Raw genomic sequence first — 20,691 nt, 5'->3', positions numbered from 1 at the left:
TTTTATTATTTTTAAAAAATTAAAAATACTGTTTTATGTCTAAACTTTCTAAAGTTTCGTTCATTTTGTTTGTTTTGAGTTTTTCACTTGTATTGGCGCAGAAAAATTTTGCTCAATATGTGAATCCTTTTATCGGAACTGGCGGACATGGACATACTTTTCCGGGAGCTACGGTTCCTTTTGGTATGGTTCAACTTTCGCCAGATACAAGAATTGATGGAAGTTGGGACGGTTGCAGCGGTTATCATTATTCAGATGCTGTGATTTACGGATTTTCGCACACGCATCTCAATGGAACTGGCGTTTCTGATTACGGCGATATTCTACTAATGCCAACAATGGGAACACCAAGTTTAGACAACAAAGATTATTCTTCAAAATTTTCTCACCAAAATGAAAAAGCAAGTGCAGGTTACTACGAAGTTTTATTGGATAAATTCAATATTAAAGCAAGATTGACGACTACAACCAGAGTGGGTTATCATGAATACACTTTCAATAATTCTGGACGAGCCAATATCATTTTAGATTTAAATCACCGAGATGAATTGTTGGAAGGCGAAGTAAAAGTCATTGACGAAAAAACGATAGAAGTTTACCGAAGAAGCAAAGCTTGGGCAGAAAATCAATACATTTTTGCCAAAATTGAATTTTCTAAGCCAATGAAAGTTTCAAAAACAAGAAAAGCTGGAAAATCTACAGATGGTTACGGAGCAGTTTTTGACGGAAAAGATATTGCTTTAGCTTTCTCCAATCAAGTCAAAAAAGGCGAAAAAATCTTAGTAAAAGTTTCTCTTTCTTTGACGGGTTTTGAAGGTGCCAAAAAAAATATGCAAGCCGAAGGAAAATCTTGGGATTTTGAAAAAATCAAGAAAAATGCAGAACATTCTTGGAACAAAGAACTTTCAAAAATTGAAATCACTTCTACCGATAAAGATAAACTTTCGGTTTTTTACACCGCATTGTATCACGTTTTCACCCAACCCAATATTGCCAATGATGTAGACGGAAAATACAGAGGAAGAGATAATCAAATTCACACTGCCAATCACGATTATTACACCGTTTTTTCGCTTTGGGATACTTTCAGAGCGTATCATCCTTTGATGACTTTAATTGACAAAAAACGAACCGCAGATTTTATCAACACGTTTATTTTACAATACGAACAAGGTAAAAGATTGCCGATTTGGGAACTTGCAAGCAATGAAACCTATTGCATGATTGGTTATCACAGTGTTTCTGTAATTGCAGATGCCATGATGAATGGTGTAAAAGGTTTTGATTATGAAAAAGCATTTGAAGCCGCAAAAAATTCAGCCAATAATTTTGACGATTACGGCATGAAAACTTATCGTGAAAATGGTTTACTAACGATTGATGATGAACACGAAAGCGTTTCTAAAACGGTAGAATATGCTTATGACGATTGGTGCATTGCACAAATGGCGAAAATTTTAGGAAAAACAGAAGATTACGAAACGTTTATGAAACGCTCTCAAAATTGGAAAAATTTATTTGACTTTAACCAAAAATTCATACGTCCAAAGAAAAATGGTGGTTGGTACGAACCTTTTGATGCTAAAGAAATCAACAATAATTTCACCGAGGGAAATGCTTGGCATTACACGTTTTTTGTTCCTCAAGATATTTATGGAATGATAAATTTTTATGGTGGTGAAGATGCATTTGAGAAAAAACTTGACCAAATGTTTTCTGAAGAATCTAAAACTACAGGCAGAGAACAAGTGGACGTTACTGGTTTAATCGGGCAATATGCACAAGGAAACGAACCGAGTCATCATGTTGCTTATCTTTATAACTACGTTGGAAAACCTGAAAAAACCAGAGAAAAAGTGCATTATATTTTAGAAAATTTCTACAAAAATGCTCCAGATGGTTTAATTGGTAATGAAGATTGTGGACAAATGAGCGCTTGGTACGTTCTCAGTTCAATAGGTTTGTATAAAGTGACACCGGGTTCTACATTTTGGGAAACAGTAACACCATATTTCGAAAATATAAAAATTCATGTAGAGAATGGTAAAACCATCAATGTAAAAAACGAACAAAATATTATCAATTGGATTTCGGAAACAATAGTTCCTGAACCTAGAAAAATGAAAGAAATTGTTATCGTTCCTGTGATTCATTCAGAAAAAAGATTTTTTGAAAAGCAACAAAATATCAGCATTGAATCTTATCAAAATAATAAAATCTACTATTCTATCAACGGAAGTGATTTTGAAGAATACAAACAAGAATTAACACTTACCGAAACATCTACTATTACAACTTTTGCAGAAAATAATAAAGGGGAAAAAAGCGGAATGGTAACCGCAAAATTCTACAAAAAACCCAACAACTACTCTATAGAAATTAAATCAAAAGCCAATCCACAATATTTTGCAGGTGGAAACGAAGGTTTAATCGACGGAATTTCAGGTGATGCCAATTGGCGAAAAGGTGATTGGCATGGTTATCAGTCGCAAGATTTTGAAGCGATTATTGATTTAAAAGAATCGCGAGAAATTTCTACCATTTCTGCTGACTTTTTACAAGACACCAGAGCTTGGATTCTGATGCCTACTAAAGTAGAATTTTATATTTCTGAGGATAATGTAAATTTCAAAAAATTAGGAGAAGTAGCGAATCCAATTGATGCGCAAGATTACAACGTGCAGACCAAAAATTTAGATTTACATTTTGCCAAAACCAAAGCTAAATATGTAAAAATTATCGCCAGAAATTTCGGAAAATTACCAAGTTGGCATCAAGGTTTTCCTTTTGATGGAGAAGCCTTTATTTTCATAGACGAAATCACCATTCTATAAAAATCTGGGGCGCTTCCTTTGGAAGCGCCCCAGACGTAAAAAATATTAATATATGGATTAATTATTATACATAATTTTGTAATATTCATCAGCCATTCTATCAGAATTGAATTGACCTTTTACATCATCCATTGCATTTTTCACTACTTGTCTCCATTCATCTGGTCTTTCGTAGTACATTGGTAAGATTTGGTTTTCTAAGATGTCATACAATTGGTTCATATCATAATTGTCTACATCGAAAACGCTCATATTTGCATAATCTGCTTGTGGAACTACAAAAGAGTTCACACCATTTTTCGCAAATTCTGGAATCCAACCATCGTCTGTAGAAAGGTTTACTGAAGCATTCATAGAAGCCGTCATACCAGAAGTACCAGAAGCTTCTCTAGGAACTCTTGGGTTGTTTAACCAAACATCAGAACCTTGTTTTAGAGATTTACTTAATGACAATTCATAACCTGTAAGAACCGCCATGTTTTTATGATTTTTACTTTCTTCTACCAAATTATTGAAAGTAGAAATCGCTGCATAATCTACTGGATAAGGTTTTCCTGCAAAGATAATTTGCACTGGATATTTTTTGTTTTCCAATAATTTTCTGAATCTTTCTTTGTCTTGTAACAATAGATCTGCTCTTTTATATCCAGCAAATCTTCTTGCCCAAACCATGGTAAATACTTTAGAATCAAACAATTTACCACATTGGTCTGCTACAATTCTGAAAGTTCTCTTCTTAAGATATTTTTTTCTGAAATCGAATTCTTCGTCTTCTCTTTCTTCTCTAGCGTTATAAAGCGGTTTATCTGCCCAATATTTGAAATCTTGTGCATTGGTAATAGCTTTAATTTCGCAGATTCCCGGATATTTACCCCACATTTCGTTAGAAACTACACCATGCAACTGAGAAACTCCATTTGCAATTCTTGCCATTCTCAAAGCACACAATGAGTGATTAAATTGGTCGTTATCTTGTCCTTCTAATTTCTTCACTTCTTCTAAGCTTAAGCCAGAGAAATAAGACATTTGGTGACAAAGGTGTACGTTATGCTTCTCGTTTCCTGCTTCTTCTGGAGTGTGCGTAGTGAAAACCAATCTTTCTTTTACTTTTTCTAAATCTCCACCGAATTTTTTCAACAAATAGAATGCTGCTGGTAAACCGTGCGCTTCGTTTAAGTGATAAACTTCTCTTTCTAGGTTTAACTCGTCTAAAAGTTTAGCTCCACCTTTTCCTAGAAGGATGTATTGTGCCAATTTTGTAGATTCATTCGCATCATATAATCTGTGGCAGATGGTTTTTGAAACGTGGTCATTTTCTGGCACATCTGTAGAAAGTAAAAAGATAGGTGCAGTTTTAAACGTTTCTGGGTTCAGGTACATTACTTTTACCCAAACTGGCGCATCGTGAATGTCAATTTGGAATTTAATTCCTGTATCTTCCAAGAAGCTGTACATTTTCTTAGTCCAAACTGGATTAAGTGTTTGATCGTGGTTTCTAGCTTGGTCATAATAACCAAATTTCCACAAAATACCAATTCCGATGGTGTCTTGCTTCAGATTATAAACACTTCTCATGTGAGAACCTGCCAAAAATCCTAAACCTCCACTGTATATTTTCAATGCTTGATCAATGGCAAATTCCATCGAAAAATACGCAACTTTCTTGCTGTAATTCGGGTTGATGCTATAAGGCATCTGATAATTTCTAAAATCCATTTTTCTCGTTTCTTTAAAATCAGGTGCAAAGGTATTATTTTTTTAGAAAACTGAAGCGAAATGTATGTTAAGAATAGAAACTTTGATAAAAATCATAAATTCTTTTATAAAATCAACAATCTTGCATGATGTAAATCATCTCAAAATCGATGTCTCAAAACACAGTTTTTAATAATTTTACCAACTGAAAATCATGCTTGTAAAAATTATGGAAAGAACAATGACTAAACCCCTAGCCCAAACTTTAGAAGACTTACAAAATGTCTCGGCAGACTTTAATACTGTTGTAGAAAACCTATTCGAATTCCGTTTCGAAGACTACAACCAAGTTTTCAAAATCAACGAACTAGATATTCCTGCCAAAACGTATAAAAGATTCCCTGTTTTCAACAATGAAAATGCTGTAGCAATTCTCATGTTATGGGGCGCTGAAAATAAAACAGCGATTCACGACCACAAAAACTACGAGGGAAAAATAAAAGTCCTCAAAGGTGAATTAACCGAAGTGTATTACAAAGAAACCAAAGATTTTATAGAATATGAAGGCGCTGGTGTAGCGATAGAAGGCATTTCTTTTGCCGAAGAAATGGGCGGAATTCACAGCATTGTGAACAATAAACCTACACTTTCGGTAAGTTTACATATTTACAAAACCAACCAACTGAACCTAAGTGGAGTTAGAATTTTCGACTTAGAGCACAAAAAATGGGCGGTTCTTAATGACAAAGCACCATCTTGCACTTGGAATTTACCAGAAGAAGCTTTTGAAAAAATTTATCAACTATAAAAACGAAACACAAAACCATATAAACTCAAACTATCTTTCCAAAAATCCACAAATGCAAAAAATTTGTGGATTTTTTATGTTTTAAAACCTCATTTCATCGAAAAATTTGACCAAAAAACCACTTTTGTTCGAATCATGTTCGAATCAAGCTCGAATCAGCTTCGGAAAACGGGTACTTTTTCCGAACAAAACCCGAACTTGACTCGACTTTGATTCGACTTTGATTCGACTTTGATTCGACTTTGACTGCCACTAAACTCGGAAAATTTATAGTTTTTAGATTTTGAATGAAAAACATTTCCAAGAAATTTTTCTTTTCCCCAACCCTAAAGTGTGCAAATATATCTTGAAAATTTTATCTAAATTACACCTTTTAGGGACGGGGAAATTAATTTTGATAAAATTTCATCAAAACCTCTGTTCAGTTCATTCTAAATATTTTTTCCGTAAATTTGCACCCAATTTATTATGGAAAATTTCACTACAAAAACCGCTGCTTTTCATACGCTGGGTTGCAAACTGAACTTTGCGGAAACCTCTACTATTGCCAGACAATTGACTGGTGCAGGTTACCAAAAAGTAAGTTTTGACGATGCTGCAAATGTTTATATTATCAATACTTGTTCTGTAACCGATAATGCAGACAAGGAATGTAAACTTCATGTAAAACGTGCCATGAAAGCCAATCCTGATGGTTTGGTAGTGATTGTAGGTTGTTATGCCCAACTAAAACCCGAAGAAATTTCTGCCATTGAAGGCGTAGATTTGGTTTTAGGAGCCAAAGAAAAATTCAATATTCTGAGTTATCTCGAAGATTTAGAAAAATCTGAACAGCACGCTCAAGTTCACTCTTGCGAAATAGAAGAAACCGACTTTTTCATCGGAAGTTATTCTATTGGCGACAGAACCAGAGCTTTTTTGAAGGTTCAAGATGGTTGCGATTATAAATGTACCTATTGCACGATTCCTTTGGCTAGAGGAATTTCTAGAAGTGACACCGTAGAAAACGTAGTGAAAAATGCCAAAAAAATTGCCGAAAAAGACATCAAAGAAATTGTTTTGACGGGTGTAAACATTGGCGATTACGGAAAAGGCGAATTTGGCAATAAAAAACATGAGCATACTTTCCTAGATTTGGTGAAAGAACTCAATAAAGTAGAGGGAATTGAGAGAATTAGAATTTCTTCTATTGAACCGAATTTACTGAAAGACGAAACCATAGATTTGGTAGCAGAAAGCAAGAGTTTTGTGCCACATTTCCATATTCCATTACAAAGTGGAAGCGATGATTTGCTCAAAAAAATGAAGCGAAGATACCTCACCAAATTGTACAGCGATAGAGTTTCTAAAATTAGAGAAGTAATGCCCGATGCTGCGATTGGTGTAGATGTAATTGTAGGATTTCCGGGAGAAACCGAAGAGAAATTTTTAGAAACTTATAATTTCATTAACGAATTACCAATCAGTTATTTACACGTTTTTACGTATTCTGAAAGAGAAAATACAGAAGCGGTAGAAATGGAAGGAATTGTACCGATTGCCGAACGTAAAAAACGCAACAAAATGCTCCGAATTCTTTCTGAGAAAAAGAAAATGGCATTTTACCAAATGCAACTTGGGAAAACCTTACCTGTACTTTGGGAACACGAAGAAAAAGACGGAAAAATGTTTGGTTTCACCGAAAATTATGTACGCGTTCAGAAACCATTTGATGCGAGTTCTATCAACCAAATAGAAATGGTAAAACTAGATAAAATTCAACCAGACGGAACGGTTTCTATCTCTCCTATTTTTGAGGAGTTTTTGGCGAAAGTGTAAGAAATTTTCATTTCCTCTTATCCTAAAGGATGTGAAAATTCTAAATATAAATTTTACAAAATCGTTACAATGATGTGGCGATTTTTTTGTGTGTAATTGCAAATAATAAAATTATCCATACACTTTGTCATTGACTGCGTCTAATCTGCGATTTCCGAAGGAATCTAAATTTCTATTTTTAAACATTTTACGGTTTTCCCTAATGTAGTGTGGAGTTTATTTTTTAATTTAGTGGGAATAAAATTCCAAAAAAGAACAAATTAAGTATGTTTGTTTTGAAAAAAATATATAATTAAATGGAGGATTCAGACATTAAAAAATTAAGAAAGGTTTTAATCTACAAAGGTCGTCAGGATTTAGCAGATTTATTAAGACATTCTGTGTCTTTTCTAGATGAATCAAGTACATTCGGAAGTCGTTGGTATTCAAGATTAAGCACATTTCATATTAAATCGCATCCACATTTCCAAGAAAAATTAGACAATTTATCCGCAAAAGATAAGGAAGAAATTTTTCAAGCTTTACTTTTAGTTTATCCACTTTTGGATAACGAACCAGAAATAACGGAAGTAATATATTATCCAGACTTTGACATTGATATAACAGAATTAGTTGAAACAAAAGAACTTGATAGAATTTCCTTTGAGTATATTCACGAGCAAATCAGAAAGTGCAATTATAAAATTGCTAATAAAGACTTTGATGGAGCTGTAACAACTTCAAGAACATTAATTGAATCCATTTGCCTATTTATTCTTGAGTCAAAAAAAAAACAAAAACACGAATATGATGGAAATCTAATTAAGCTTTACAAAAATGTCGCTTCAATCCTAAAAATGTCGCCGGGGGATTATGAAGACGATAACCTTAAACAAATACTTTCTGGCGTATTTAGTATAATTAACGGAGTATCGGGCTTAAGAAATACATTTAGTGACTCTCATGGTTCAGCACCTTCCAAAACAACTTATAAAATTGACGAAAGACATGCAATTTTAACAGTAAATCTTGCTAAAACAATTACAGAATATCTTTTTTTAAGTTATGAAAAATCAAAATAAATTCAATAATAGTTCACAAATTTAATTTATTCTTCTCTTTAAATTCTCCGACTTTGGAAAATAATCACAGAATATAGATTCCTAAGGAATGACAAACTACGTGTGAAAAATTTATATTTCCAAAAATTTAACCTTCCCCAAAAAACCCCATCAAAGAGCTAAAACCAGCTGATGAAAATTTTGAAATTTCTACCTCTTTTAGTATTACTTCCGTTTTTGAGTTGCAGCAGTAGTGATGATGAACCAACACCAACTCCCGCAGAAACCATGTATTTCCCTAATAATACAGACAACAATTGGGAAACCAAATCTATCGCCAGTCTCGGTTGGAACCAAAGCGCAGTGCAACCGCTTAAAGATTTCTTGGCAGAAAAACATTCTAAATCTTTTATGATTCTCGTAAACGGTAGAATTGTAATGGAAGAATATTTCAACGGGCACAATGCTACTGCAACTTGGCAATGGAATAGCGCAGGAAAAACGCTGGTTTCTACCACCACAGGAATTGCTCAACAAGAAGGTTTACTGAATATCAACAATAAAGTTTCTCAATATTTAGGAAACGGCTGGACAAGCGAACCTCTGGAAAAAGAAAACCTCATCACGCCGAGACATCTACTCACCATGACTTCGGGCTTAAATGACGAAAGCAATTGGGTAATCAAATCTAACCTCACGTATTTGGCAGATGCAGGAACGAGATGGTCTTACAGCAATGTTTTTCAGAAATTAATAGATGTAGTGGCCGCTTCGAGCAACCAAACTTTTGAGAATTATTTTAATGCTAAACTGAAAAATAAAATCGGAATGGATGGTTTCTGGAATTTCGGGACTATTTTCACCATTTATCATAGCAATACCAGAAGTATGGCGAGATTTGGACTGCTTTTCCTGAACAAAGGAAAATGGAAAAACGAACAAATCATCAATGAAACTTATCTGAACGAAGCCATTTCTACTTCTCAAAATATCAATCCTTCTTACGGTTATCTTTGGTGGCTCAACGGAAAATCTAAATATATGGTTCCGGGCTCGCAAACGGTTTATCCTACTGCTTTAGTTCCTAATGCTCCTGCAGATATGTATGCAGCAATGGGCGCAGAAGATCAAAGAATTTATGTAATTCCGAGTAAAAATATGGTGGTCATCAGAATGGGCGATGCTTCGGATCCGCAGAATCCTAATTTTGCATTGTCTGGTTTTGATGCAGCACTTTGGGATAAAATCAATGCGGTGGTAAAATAGATGCTAGATTCTAGATGTGAGATGCTAAGGTTTAGGTTTAGGTTTAGGTTTAGGTTTAAGGACTTAGGATTTAGATTTTAAAATAAAAAATTCAAAATTTACTTTCTTTGAATAGAGGAAAATAAATTTTGAATTTTCAGTTTATGCAACCTTTTGAGATGCTCACATCTCATGTTTTGTATCTAGTATCTCACATCTAGAATCTAGAAACTAATGCTCAAACCAAATATCTTGGTATTTCACACCTGCTTCGATTGGTAATTGCAACCAGTTATTCTGAGGAACAATTGGGCAACTGTAATCGGTAGCGTTATAAGCACATAACGGATGATACGCTTTATTGAAATCAATAATCAATTCATCATTTTGAGGAATTCTTAAGTCCAAATATCTTCCGCCACCATACGTATCTTTTCCGTTGGTTTCATCTTTGAAAGGCAAAAATAAATAATCCTGATATTCTGGGTCATCTAACAAGGCTAAACTTTGATAAACCGTCAAAACCTGTTCTGCTCCATTCAGTGTGAAATAGGCTTTCCCGAATTCTCTGTATTTTTTGGTTCTTCCAGACGAAGTAGGAATTTCAAAAGGAACCGCGTTTTCAGTTTTTACCAATTTCGCTTTTACACGATAAGTTAAATCAATAGGAAAAAAGGGATGAGACTTGAATTTCTTGAAATTAGTGCCACGCAAAGGTGTTTCTTCCTCTGTTTTGTATTCTCGATTGAGTTCTTTTTGGAAGGTTTCTATTTCTAGAATTTCTGCAGGAAATTGTTTTTTGTCGGTTTTATTTTTAAGACCTTGACCAAAGGCAAAACTTGAAACTAAGAGTAAAAGTAAGTAAATCTTCTTCATTTAAATTAATTTTATAGTATAAACATCGCTTTCATTTCTATCAATATCAGTCACCAGAAAACCTCCTTCTTGCGGAATTTCTTCTACAAAATCAAAGAGTTTACAATCTTTAGGCAATCCAGAAAAAATTAAGGTAAACCAATATTCTTTCACAGGTGGAACTTCCGTCCAATAAGGAAACATAGAGATATTTTCCCAGAATAAAAGTTGACTTCTATGTCCCGTAAATTTATCCACCAAAAACGTGGTGCGCCAAATTCTTACGAGATTTCCAATCAAATAATTATTCTGAAAACCACAGTGCACGATAACTTGTTTCTCTTCCTCGAATTTAGTGTCGAGTTGTGAGAGCAATTCGGGAGCAATATTGGGTTTGATAATGGTAGCCATTGATAAAAATTCAACGGCACAAGTTAAGAATTTTTAGAAAATAAATGGAGGTTATCTTCCTCAAAATTTCATTAACATTCTGCAACGTTCACGGCAACTGCTAAACCACCTTCAGAAGTTTCTTTGTACTTAGAATTCATGTCAAGAGCGGTTTCCCACATGGATTTAATGACATCATCCAGAGAAACTCTGGCTTTAGAAGGATCGCTTTCTAACGCGATATGACAAGCGGTAATCGCTTTCATGGCGCCCATAGAATTTCTCTCAATACATGGAATTTGCACCAATCCACCAATTGGGTCGCAAGTAAGACCAAGGTGATGTTCCATCGCAATTTCTGCCGCCATCATTACTTGAGCTGGAGTTCCGCCCGAAATTTCTGTTAAACCAGCTGCAGCCATCGCCGAAGAAACTCCGATTTCTGCTTGGCAACCTCCCATCGCTGCAGAAATTGTTGCATTTTTCTTGAAAAGCGTACCGATTTCTCCCGCCACTAAAATAAATCTGATGATATCTTCTTCAGAGTTGAATTCTGTAAAAGTTTGAGAATACATGAGCACCGCAGGAATTACACCACTCGCTCCATTCGTTGGCGCTGTGATAATTCTACCAAAACTGGCATTTTCTTCGTTTACCGCTAATGCAAAACACGAAATCCAACGGGTAATTTGATTGAAATCTTTAGGAGAATTTTTTACCGCAGCAAACCATTCGTTTATGTTTTTGTAAATAACGTCCTCGCCTAATAATTTTCGATTAAAATCTGCAGCTCTTCTCGTTACATTAAGTCCACCCGGTAAAACGCCTTCTTTATTAACGCCTTTGTAAATGCATTCTTTAATCTGTTGCCAAATGTAAAGTGCTTCACTTCTAGTTTCTTCTTTGGTTCTCCAAGCTTCTTCATTGATGTACACCAAATCAGAAAGTCTCTGTACTCCTAATTTTTCACAATATTTTGAAATATCTTCGCCTTTATGACAAGGATAAGGTGTTCTGATACAGTGACTTTCAATAGAATTATCTTCTTGCGTCGCCACAAAACCGCCACCAACAGAATAGTAGTCTTTTTCTAAAATTTCGCCGTTGTTAAAAACCGCTTTGAAAATCATTCCATTTGGGTGAAAATCTAAAGATTTTTGCATATTGAGCACCAAATGTTTCCCATAAATAAAAGGAATTTCTTTTTCAGCTCCTAAAATCAATTTTCCAGAATTTTTGATTTCGGCAATTTTAGCATCTATTTTATCGGTATCTATTTTTTTGAAATTTTCTCCGCTTAAACCCAGCATTCCGGCAATATCTGTTCCGTGACCGATTCCTGTTTTGGCAAGCGAACCAAAGAACTCCACATACACTTCTGCCACCTCTGAAATCTGGTGATTTCTTCTGATTTCGCTCAGAAACATTTCCGCTGCATTCCAAGGTCCCATCGTATGAGACGAAGACGGCCCAATTCCTACTTTTATGATTTCAAAAACCGAAATACTCTCCATATTGATTATTGATAAATGATTTTTACAAAGATAAAATTATTAGGCAAACCATAAAAAATTATTCATCCTTAAAATTTTGAAATTACCCCTTCAAATTTTGTAACAGATAAGCCACTTATTCTCAATTAATTTGCTCTTGAAAAAACAACCCATTTCCTATGAATATCATTCCCGAAAACCTAAAAAAATACCAGAAATTCATTTCTTTGGTACTCAAATATAGAAACAGCGATATTTTATCGGCTGCTTCAGACAAAGCACTTGATGAATTGGCAGAAGATCAGGAACTTTCTGAAGAGTCTAATCGCTACACTTCGCCAGAAGAATTGGTAGAAGACCTTAAAAATATGGGGCCGACTTATGTAAAAATCGGGCAAACTCTTTCTACAAGACCAGATTTATTGCCAGAAACTTATTTATTGGCATTGGCTTCTCTACAAGATGATGTAGAGGAAATTCCGTATTCTGAAATCCAAAAAATAGTGGAAGAGGAATTAGGGACGAAGATTTCCAAAGCTTTTTTAAGTTTTGAAACCCAACCATTGGCTTCGGCAAGTATTGGGCAAGTTCACAAAGCGGTTTTGCGCTCCGGAAAAGAAGTAGCAGTGAAAATTCAAAGACAGGGAATTCGTAAAAATTTCATCGAAGATTTAGACACGCTGAAAGAATTATCAGACCTTGCTGTAAAACATTCTAAAACCGCCAAAAAATACGGAATAGACGATGTTCTAGACGAGATGAGACATATTCTCATTCACGAACTAGATTACAACAGAGAAGCTCAAAATCTGATTGCTCTGGGCAAAAATTTAGAAAAATTTGAGCATATTGTGATTCCTCAACCTGTTTTAGACTACTCTAGTTCTAAAATTTTGACAATGGATTTCGTGGAAGGTCAAAAAATTACTTCTGTACATGGAATTCAAAAAACAGAAATCGATTTTTCGGTGCTCATTGATGAATTGGTAGAATCTTATCTTCAACAAATTATTTTTGATGGTTTTGCACATGCAGATCCACATCCAGGAAATGTACACCTGACCAAAGACCGAAAAATTGCCTTAATGGATTTAGGAATGGTGGCGAAATTCAGTCCAAATTTGCAGGAACAAATTTTGAAATTGCTCATTGCCATCAGCAAATACAATGGCGAAGAAGTTTCTAAAGTGCTTATAGAAATCAGTCAAGATGATAAAAACGCAGATATTATTGGTTTCAAAAAAGAAATCAACCGAATTGTGCTGGATTCTCAGAACAGAAATGCCGCAGAAATGCAAACGGGAAAAATGCTCATCAGAATGAATAAAATTGCCGCAGAAAAAGGAATAAGAATTGCGGTAGAACTAAATATTCTTGGAAAAATTTTATTGAATTTAGACCAAATTGTAGCGGTTCTCGCTCCTCAATATGATTTGGCTGAAAATATGAAGCAGATTTTGGAGAAAATGATGGTCAAAAAAATGGCTCACGAAGCCAAACCCGAAAATTTCTTTGCTCAATTGATAGAAACCAAAAAATTAGCCGAAAATCTTCCGGAAAGACTCAATAAAATCACCGAAAACTTAGCTCAGAATCAGTTTGAGCTCAAAATAGATGCACTTGACGAAGAACGATTTACAGATGCCTTCCAAAAAGTAGCCAATAGAATTTCCATCGCACTTATTATTGCTGCATTAATCATTGGCTCATCTCTATTGATGAGAGTTCCTAATTTTCAAATTTTTGGAATTTCGATAGCGATGTTTTTCTTCATCATTGCTTCGGTTTTCGGATTATGGCTCGCTTATAAAATGGTCATAAAAGACGAAGATTTTAAAAGGAAAAAATAATCACCAAAAAAACAAGTCGCAAAATAAAAAGTTTTCCGCTGTCATAAAAAATGACCGCGGTTTTTGTTTGTTATCAAATAATTAACAGGAATTTTAAGGATAAATCAAGAAATTTCAGTAAATTTGATAGAAGCTTAAATGTTTATTATGAAAGTTTTTTATCAAATAGTACAATCTTTAAAAAACTTCATCGTAGAGATAGGCGAAATGAGCTATTTCAGCATAAGATTTTTAAAAGAATTTTATAAAAAACCTTATGAATTTCAAGAATTCCTGAAACAATGTTACAGCATTGGTAACCGCTCACTTTTTCTAGTTTCTGTTACGGGATTTATCATCGGTTTGGTTTTCACTTTACAAACCCGCCCTACTTTAATGGAATTTGGTGCTGTTTCTTGGATGCCTTCCATGGTGAGTATTTCCATTATTAGAGAAATCGGGCCCATTATTACTGGGCTGATTTGTGCAGGAAAAATAGGCTCTGGAATAGGTGCGGAAATAGGTTCTATGCGTGTAACCGAACAAATAGACGCTATGGAAGTTTCGGGAACCAATCCTTTTAAATATTTGGTAGTGACTAGAATTCTTGCGACGACTGCTATGTTGCCGATTTTGGTTTTTTACAGTGATTTCATCGCAATTTTCGGGTCTTATTTGGTAGAAAATTTAAAAGGTGATGTTTCTTTTTTACAATATTTTAATCAAGTTTTTGACAATATAGAATTTAGTGATTTGCTTCCTGCAACCATCAAGACTTTTTTCTTTGGTTTTGCCATAGGAATGGTAGGTTGTTTCAAAGGATACCAATGTAAATCAGGAACACGAGGTGTAGGAATTGCCGCCAATTCTGCGGTAGTTTACTCCTCAATGTTATTGTTTGTTATCGATTTTATCGCTGTATTGATTACCAATATTTTTATAGAATAAAATGAATCCTAATGCTGCACATGAACCGATAATCAAAATTGAAAATCTCTATAAAAAATATGGAGACAATGTAGTTTTGGACGGATTTAACCTAAATCTTTATCAAGGAGAAAATTTGGTGATTATGGGAAAATCTGGCTCCGGTAAATCGGTAATGATAAAATGTTTAATTGGTTTAGAAATTCCAGACAGTGGAACGATAGAAATTATGAGCCAAAAATTAGAGCATCTTTCTCTAAAAGCTTTAGATGAAATAAGAGCAGACATTGGATTTTTATTTCAAGGAAGTGCGCTTTATGATTCTATGACGGTGAGAGAAAATCTAGAATTTCCGCTCAGAAGACATATTTCAAAGTTTGGAAATGTAAAAGACACTTTGCCTTTGGTAGAAGAAGCGCTGCAAAATGTGGGACTCAAAAATGTAATTGATTTAATGCCGAATGAACTTTCTGGTGGTATGAAAAGAAGAGTTGCATTGGCAAGAACGCTTATTCTGAAACCAAAAATCATCATTTATGATGAACCAACCACTGGTTTAGACCCGATTACTTCTAAAGAAATTATCTTGCTCATGAAATCGGTGCAAGAAAAATATAGAACCTCGTCTATCATCATCACGCATGATGTAGACTGTGCTAGAGTTATTGCTAATAGAATGATTTTACTGATTGACGGAAAAAATTATGCAGAAGGAACATTTGCCGAACTTTCCACTTCACAAGACCCAAAAGTAAAAGCATTTTTTAAATAAGTTTTTAAAAAACATGGAAAAATCAGTTGCTCAAAAATTAAGACTCGGAATATTTGTTATCCTCGGAACCATTATTTTTATTATGGCTGTTTATTTTATTGGAAACAGACAGCAATTTTTTGGAAAAACCGAAACCTTAAAAGCACATTTCGAAAATGTAAATGGCTTACAAGAAGGAAACAATGTCCGTTTTTCTGGAATTAATGTGGGCTATGTTAAGAGGATAGAAATCATCAACGATACGCTCATTAATGTAGAAATGAATATCGACAAAAGTGCGATGAAATTCATCAAAAAAAATGCAGTGGCAAGTATTGCTTCTGATGGTTTGGTAGGAAATATGATTGTCAACATCACACCGAATTCTGAAAAAGCGGCACTTGCAAAATCTGGTGACATTTTAAAAGCAGAAAAAAGACTGACTACTGAAGATTTACTCAAAACACTTAACAAAACCAATAACAATGCTGAACAAATTACGGCTAATATTCTAGAAGTTTCTGAAAAAATCAATAACGGAACAGGAACGCTCAGTATGTTGCTGAATGACAAAACGCTAAGTCAAGATGTGAAATATGGAGTTTCTGACCTTAAAAACAGCATTGCCAACATTAAGAAAACCAGCTACGAAACCACGAGAACCATTAATGAAGTGAATAAAATTCTTGCAGGAATTAATGACAAAGAAAACATTGTTGCGGTGCTTAAAGATTCTGCTGTGGCCAATAAAATGCGAAGAGCGCTTACTCACCTAGATGAATCTTCTCAAAATATCAATCAAACCGTAGAAAATCTAAACGAAACCATCAGCAATGCTAAAAATGGAAAAGGCGCCATTAATTACCTTTCTAACGATGCCAATTTGGTGAAAAATATAGATTCTACGATGAATAATCTGAACCAGGCAAGTGTTTTACTGAACCAAAATCTGGAAGCGCTGAAACATAATATTTTCTTCAGAGGTTATTTTAAAAAATTGGAAAACGAGAAACAAAAAGCTCAGAAAAACCAAAAATAATCACTCGCTGAAAACTTCTTTTAAAATTTTAGAAACTTCCTTGGCTTTAGTCACTGGGAAAAGGTGCGTTCCGCCTTTTATGACATAATTGGGTTTAGAATTTTTTACTGGAAAAACAATGTCTTTATCTGCTAAAATTTGGATAACGTTTTTATCCTCTTCATGTTTCCATTCTAAGATTTTATTGATACTCCATTTCAGATAAGTAGGATTTTGCACCTTGAAATATTGCCAAAGTTTAGGATTATTCGGGTCAAATAATTTTCTGAAAAAGGCATAAGATTTTATCGTTTTTTCGGAGAAATAACTTTCGGGAAGTTTCGCAAAAATTCTAGAGCTTTTTGCCAAATGAAAGGTGATAGACATTTCTTTATCAGACTTTATACTTCCCAGAATCACTACTTTTTCTGCAGGTTTCAATTTGTGAATTTCTTGCACCATAATTCCTCCAAAAGAATAACCCAATAGACAGAATTTTTCTCTCACATCTACTTTTTCGGCCATTCTATTGACATAGTTTTCAAAACTTTCGTTGTAATTAGGAATTAACCAATCTATGTAGATAATTTCGGTAAACTTTTTAGGAAACTGAATGTACTCAAAAATACTTCCATCTGCTCCCAATCCACTGATGACATATAATTTCATACGATTATTAGGTTAGTAATTCTGTATAAATTTACAGATTAAAAACAAAAAATCCTAAAGAAATTTTCTTTAGGATTCTCTAAAAACACAATTGAAAAAAACTATTTCGCTGTTAATTTAACAACCAAATCTATATCGTCTTTTACTACTACATCTTGCATAGTAGATTTATAAGCTATGTCCCATTTTTGTCTATCGATAGTAAATTTATCAGATTCTAAAGTTACTACACCGTTTTTCACAGAAATTTTAGCAGGGAAAGAAACTGCGTTTGTTTTTCCTTTAGCTGTAAGATTTCCTGTAACGATGCTTTTACCATTAGCTCCTTTTTTCACAGAAGTGATTTTGAAAGTAGCAGTAGGATATTTATCAACCTCGAAGAAGTCGCCATTTTTAAGGTGACCGTTTAATTTTTGTTGATATTCACCTTGTAAATCAGTAGCGTTAATAGAAGTCATATCTAATACAAAAGTACCACCAACTAGAGCGTTTTTCTTTAAAACTACAGTTCCGTTTTTCACGTTTACAGTTCCATCGTGAGAAGAAGCTTCAGTTTTAGCGATTTTATAACCCCACCAGTGAACGTCAGAAGAAACTACTTTTTTAGCTTGTCCAAAAGCTAGTCCTGATACTAGTACTAATGATAATGCAATTTTTTTAATCATAATCTTTTTATTTTTTTAATGAGACAAAAGTAGTCTTATTTCTGATACGAAGTCATTGATGTATGTTAAGAAATTTCAATTTCTATATTTAATTTCTTCTATCAATAAAAAACTTCGCTTGAATGGCTCAAGCGAAGTCTAACATAAAAACTTAAAAATTATGAAAATAGTTATAAAATTGAGGCTTTAAAGAAAGCCGTCTACATTTTATAAGTTATTATCTTTCATTTCATAAAGTTACAGTTTTTATCTGAAATATTCAAATAATAAACATCTGAGTTTTATCACTAAAAAACTCCCGAAAGTTAAAATAACATCTCGAGAGCTAAAAAATTAAATAATTGAGAAAACTGATTTATGTTGAAACTATAGTGTTATAGCGTAGATTTTACTTGCGGTTTAGATTTCTTGTTCAGAAATTTATTCATCAAATAATTAATCGCAATCGGAGCTACATAAGCTAAAATCGCAGTGAATATTTTTGATCTTACATTTTTCATAATTTTGTTTTTATATTTTGTGATTGTTGCTTTTTGTTGATACAAAGATTCTACAAATCCTTGAAAAATATTTTATAGAATTTCCATAAATATTTACAGAATTTCAAAAAAAAACCGACTTTATAAAAAGTCGGTTTGTTATTTTATATGTCAAAAGACTAGCTTAATCCAGTAATAACGCCATCTTTGTCTATATTCATTCCTTCTGCTGCTGGAATACTTGGCAAACCAGGCATTCTCATCATATCTCCTAAAATTGGGATAATGAATCCTGCTCCTGCTGCAAATTCAAATTCACGAACAGTCACTTTGAAACCAGTTGGCCTTCCTATTTTTTTCTCATCATCCGATAAAGATTTTTGAGTTTTTGCCATACAAATCGGTAACTTATCCAGTCCAAGTTCATAAATGGATTTTAGTTGATTTTTAGCTTTCTGAGAAAATACAGCGCTGTCTGCTCCATAAACTTCTTTGGCAATTGTTTCGATTTTGTGTTCCACAGAATCTTCTACACTGTATAAAGGTTTAAAATTATTACCGCAGTTAAAAGCACAACTCTCTACTTCTTCTGCAAGTGCTTTCATGCCTTCTCCACCCATCGTAAATTCATCTGCGAGAATAGCTTTCACTCCTAGTTTTTCGCATTCTGCTTTTACAAAATTGATTTCTTCTTCGGAATCTGTAGCAAAATGATTAATCGCTACAATTGGTTTTAATTGCCATTTAAAGCCGTTTTCAATATGTTTTTTAAGGTTTTCAATGCCTTTTTCTACTGCTGCAAGATTCGGTTTTTCGTATTCGCCCTTTTTAGCACCACCGTGATATCTTAAAGCTCTGATGGTAGCCACTAAAACATAAGCATCTGGTTTTAAATTTCCATAATATCCTTTGATGTGCATAAATTTTTCTGCGCCCAAATCTGCTCCGAAACCTGCTTCTGTTACCACAAAATCTGCTAAAGAAAGTCCCATTTTAGTTGCGATAATCGTATTGGTTCCTTGCGCAATATTCGCGAAAGGACCACCATGAAGAATCGCTGGATTTCCTTCTAAAGTTTGTACTAAATTCGGACGAATAGCGTCTTTTAATAAAATCGCCATTGCTCCTTGAGCATTTAAATCTCTGGCGTAAATTGGTTTTTTATCAAAAGTATAGCCTACGAAAATATTTCCTAATCTGTTTTTTAAATCTTCGAAATCTTTAGAAAGACAAAGAATCGCCATTACTTCTGAAGCCGGCGTAATATTGAAACCTTCTTCACGCGTAATTCCGTTATTAGAACCGCCCAAACCTACTACAATATGACGAAGACTTCGGTCATTCATATCCATTACACGCTTCCAAACGATGGTTCTAGGGTCTATATTTAGGCTTCTTTTTTTATCTTGAAGATTATTATCAATGAGCGCAGAAAGTAAATTATTGGCTTTTTCTACCGCCGAAAAATCTCCTGTAAAATGCAGATTAATATCTACCATCGGAATAACTTGTGCGTAACCACCACCTGCTGCTCCACCTTTTATTCCGAAAACCGGGCCTAAACTTGGCTCACGTAAAACTGCGATGGCTTTTTTCCCGATTTTATTCAATCCGTCACACAAACCAACAGAAACAGTGGTTTTACCTTCACCAGCTGGAGTAGGATTAATGGCGGAAACCAAAATCAGTTTAGATTTCTTGATATTTTCTTCGTTGATGTATTTCAAAGGGATTTTCGCTTTGTATTTCCCGTAATACTCTAAATCTTCTCGGTCTATACCGATTTTATCTGCAATTTCTCTAATATGTTTAATATCTGCCGATTGCGCTATTTCTAAGTCTGTAGGAAAGCTCATATTTTTTAATTTGTTTATTCTCAAAAATACAAGAATTTGACTAAACCATGAAAATTTTACGCTTGAGATTTATCAGCCACCAAAAAATGAGAATATTTTTTAGGTTTTGAGAGATTTAACTAAATAATATCAATACAATCTAAATAAAAATGACAATCTATGAATACACTCCGAAAAATATTTTTAGATTTTTCTAAAAAATTCCTCAAAAAATCATACAAAAGTGTAATTGAATCACAAAAAGGATACCCCTATTTTTGAACATCTAAAAAGTAAAAACATGAGAACTATAAAACTACGATTTAAAAAATTTCTCCAT

17 protein-coding genes are annotated in these 20,691 nt (G+C 34.0%); 9 read left to right on the top strand and 8 right to left on the bottom strand.

Annotated elements, in window-relative coordinates; all coding sequences use genetic code 11:
* The first annotated feature begins 35 nt into the window (after window positions 1-35).
* Window positions 36-2,834 (top strand): GH92 family glycosyl hydrolase, encoded by a 2,799-nt coding sequence (locus tag C3729_RS06050; protein WP_104793333.1) that lies wholly within the window; start codon window positions 36-38, stop codon window positions 2,832-2,834.
* 57 nt (window positions 2,835-2,891) lie between these two features.
* On the opposite strand, the gene glgP is transcribed toward C3729_RS06050, so the two are convergent.
* Entirely contained in the window at window positions 2,892-4,550 is a 1,659-nt protein-coding gene (gene glgP, locus C3729_RS06045; protein ID WP_104793332.1) for an alpha-glucan family phosphorylase, read from the bottom strand.
* 208 nt (window positions 4,551-4,758) lie between these two features.
* Between glgP and C3729_RS06040 the strand changes: the two genes are divergently transcribed.
* The 4 genes from C3729_RS06040 to C3729_RS06025 all read left to right on the top strand — a co-directional run bounded on the left by C3729_RS06040 (window position 4,759) and on the right by C3729_RS06025 (window position 9,461).
* The gene (locus tag C3729_RS06040; protein ID WP_165785731.1) at window positions 4,759-5,337 is read left to right on the top strand and encodes a cysteine dioxygenase; all 579 of its coding nucleotides are present in this window, start codon (window positions 4,759-4,761) and stop codon (window positions 5,335-5,337) included.
* A gap of 468 nt (window positions 5,338-5,805) precedes the next feature.
* Window positions 5,806-7,155, top strand: coding sequence for a tRNA (N(6)-L-threonylcarbamoyladenosine(37)-C(2))-methylthiotransferase MtaB (gene mtaB / locus C3729_RS06035; RefSeq protein ID WP_104793330.1), 1,350 nt, complete (start codon window positions 5,806-5,808; stop codon window positions 7,153-7,155).
* 296 nt (window positions 7,156-7,451) lie between these two features.
* Window positions 7,452-8,216: an abortive infection family protein gene (locus tag C3729_RS06030; protein ID WP_104793329.1), complete on the top strand. Its 765-nt coding sequence runs from the start codon at window positions 7,452-7,454 to the stop codon at window positions 8,214-8,216.
* Window positions 8,217-8,387: 171 nt separating this feature from the next.
* Complete coding sequence (locus tag C3729_RS06025; RefSeq protein WP_104793328.1) at window positions 8,388-9,461, top strand: serine hydrolase domain-containing protein; 1,074 nt, start codon at window positions 8,388-8,390, stop codon at window positions 9,459-9,461.
* A gap of 210 nt (window positions 9,462-9,671) precedes the next feature.
* On the opposite strand, the gene C3729_RS06020 is transcribed toward C3729_RS06025, so the two are convergent.
* From C3729_RS06020 to C3729_RS06010, 3 genes are all read right to left on the bottom strand, one after another.
* Window positions 9,672-10,316, bottom strand: a complete 645-nt coding sequence (locus tag C3729_RS06020) for a DUF1684 domain-containing protein (protein WP_104793327.1) — start codon at window positions 10,314-10,316, stop codon at window positions 9,672-9,674.
* The gene (locus tag C3729_RS06015) at window positions 10,317-10,706 is read right to left on the bottom strand and encodes a hypothetical protein (RefSeq protein ID WP_069797112.1); all 390 of its coding nucleotides are present in this window, start codon (window positions 10,704-10,706) and stop codon (window positions 10,317-10,319) included.
* A gap of 71 nt (window positions 10,707-10,777) precedes the next feature.
* Window positions 10,778-12,199 carry an L-serine ammonia-lyase gene (locus C3729_RS06010; protein ID WP_069797113.1) on the bottom strand — a complete coding sequence of 474 codons (1,422 nt, stop codon included), beginning with the start codon at window positions 12,197-12,199 and terminating at the stop codon, window positions 10,778-10,780.
* A 158-nt stretch (window positions 12,200-12,357) separates the two neighbouring features.
* On the opposite strand from C3729_RS06010, the gene C3729_RS06005 reads away from it, so the two are divergent.
* From C3729_RS06005 to C3729_RS05990, 4 genes are all read left to right on the top strand, one after another.
* On the top strand, window positions 12,358-14,028 hold the full coding sequence (locus tag C3729_RS06005) for an ABC1 kinase family protein (RefSeq protein ID WP_104793326.1): 1,671 nt from the start codon (window positions 12,358-12,360) through the stop codon (window positions 14,026-14,028).
* A 147-nt stretch (window positions 14,029-14,175) separates the two neighbouring features.
* Window positions 14,176-14,955 (top strand): MlaE family ABC transporter permease, encoded by a 780-nt coding sequence (locus C3729_RS06000; protein WP_069797115.1) that lies wholly within the window; start codon window positions 14,176-14,178, stop codon window positions 14,953-14,955.
* A 1-nt stretch (window position 14,956) separates the two neighbouring features.
* Window positions 14,957-15,706 carry an ABC transporter ATP-binding protein gene (locus tag C3729_RS05995; RefSeq protein ID WP_104793325.1) on the top strand — a complete coding sequence of 250 codons (750 nt, stop codon included), beginning with the start codon at window positions 14,957-14,959 and terminating at the stop codon, window positions 15,704-15,706.
* A 13-nt stretch (window positions 15,707-15,719) separates the two neighbouring features.
* Complete coding sequence (locus C3729_RS05990; RefSeq protein ID WP_104793324.1) at window positions 15,720-16,724, top strand: MlaD family protein; 1,005 nt, start codon at window positions 15,720-15,722, stop codon at window positions 16,722-16,724.
* Here C3729_RS05990 and C3729_RS05985 read toward each other — a convergent pair whose 3' ends face one another.
* The 4 genes from C3729_RS05985 to C3729_RS05975 form a co-directional block, all read right to left on the bottom strand.
* Complete coding sequence (locus C3729_RS05985) at window positions 16,725-17,372, bottom strand: hypothetical protein (protein ID WP_104793323.1); 648 nt, start codon at window positions 17,370-17,372, stop codon at window positions 16,725-16,727.
* Window positions 17,373-17,473: 101 nt separating this feature from the next.
* Entirely contained in the window at window positions 17,474-18,034 is a 561-nt protein-coding gene (locus tag C3729_RS05980) for a YceI family protein (protein ID WP_069797214.1), read from the bottom strand.
* Window positions 18,035-18,411: 377 nt separating this feature from the next.
* Window positions 18,412-18,537 carry a hypothetical protein gene (locus C3729_RS13365; protein ID WP_260204481.1) on the bottom strand — a complete coding sequence of 42 codons (126 nt, stop codon included), beginning with the start codon at window positions 18,535-18,537 and terminating at the stop codon, window positions 18,412-18,414.
* Between the two features lie 158 nt (window positions 18,538-18,695).
* Window positions 18,696-20,372 carry a formate--tetrahydrofolate ligase gene (locus C3729_RS05975; protein ID WP_104793322.1) on the bottom strand — a complete coding sequence of 559 codons (1,677 nt, stop codon included), beginning with the start codon at window positions 20,370-20,372 and terminating at the stop codon, window positions 18,696-18,698.
* Window positions 20,373-20,691: the final 319 nt, after the last annotated feature.

It is taken from the genome of Cloacibacterium normanense (assembly GCF_002943105.1).
Lineage (GTDB): Bacteria > Bacteroidota > Bacteroidia > Flavobacteriales > Weeksellaceae > Cloacibacterium.
Note: the sequence above shows the minus strand (reverse complement) of the source record. Positions and strands in the feature narration are given on the sequence as shown.

Bases quoted from the DNA above. Each gene is read 5' to 3' on its own strand.
- C3729_RS06050 (WP_104793333.1), top strand. From the start codon at position 36: ATGTCTAAACTTTCTAAAGTTTCGTTCATTTTGTTTGTTTTGAGTTTT.
- glgP (WP_104793332.1), bottom strand. From the start codon at position 4,550: ATGGATTTTAGAAATTATCAGATGCCTTATAGCATCAACCCGAATTAC.
- C3729_RS06040 (WP_165785731.1), top strand. From the start codon at position 4,759: ATGGAAAGAACAATGACTAAACCCCTAGCCCAAACTTTAGAAGACTTA.
- mtaB (WP_104793330.1), top strand. From the start codon at position 5,806: ATGGAAAATTTCACTACAAAAACCGCTGCTTTTCATACGCTGGGTTGC.
- C3729_RS06030 (WP_104793329.1), top strand. From the start codon at position 7,452: ATGGAGGATTCAGACATTAAAAAATTAAGAAAGGTTTTAATCTACAAA.
- C3729_RS06025 (WP_104793328.1), top strand. From the start codon at position 8,388: ATGAAAATTTTGAAATTTCTACCTCTTTTAGTATTACTTCCGTTTTTG.
- C3729_RS06020 (WP_104793327.1), bottom strand. From the start codon at position 10,316: ATGAAGAAGATTTACTTACTTTTACTCTTAGTTTCAAGTTTTGCCTTT.
- C3729_RS06015 (WP_069797112.1), bottom strand. From the start codon at position 10,706: ATGGCTACCATTATCAAACCCAATATTGCTCCCGAATTGCTCTCACAA.
- C3729_RS06010 (WP_069797113.1), bottom strand. From the start codon at position 12,199: ATGGAGAGTATTTCGGTTTTTGAAATCATAAAAGTAGGAATTGGGCCG.
- C3729_RS06005 (WP_104793326.1), top strand. From the start codon at position 12,358: ATGAATATCATTCCCGAAAACCTAAAAAAATACCAGAAATTCATTTCT.
- C3729_RS06000 (WP_069797115.1), top strand. From the start codon at position 14,176: ATGAAAGTTTTTTATCAAATAGTACAATCTTTAAAAAACTTCATCGTA.
- C3729_RS05995 (WP_104793325.1), top strand. From the start codon at position 14,957: ATGAATCCTAATGCTGCACATGAACCGATAATCAAAATTGAAAATCTC.
- C3729_RS05990 (WP_104793324.1), top strand. From the start codon at position 15,720: ATGGAAAAATCAGTTGCTCAAAAATTAAGACTCGGAATATTTGTTATC.
- C3729_RS05985 (WP_104793323.1), bottom strand. From the start codon at position 17,372: ATGAAATTATATGTCATCAGTGGATTGGGAGCAGATGGAAGTATTTTT.
- C3729_RS13365 (WP_260204481.1), bottom strand. From the start codon at position 18,537: ATGAAAAATGTAAGATCAAAAATATTCACTGCGATTTTAGCTTATGTA.
- C3729_RS05975 (WP_104793322.1), bottom strand. From the start codon at position 20,372: ATGAGCTTTCCTACAGACTTAGAAATAGCGCAATCGGCAGATATTAAA.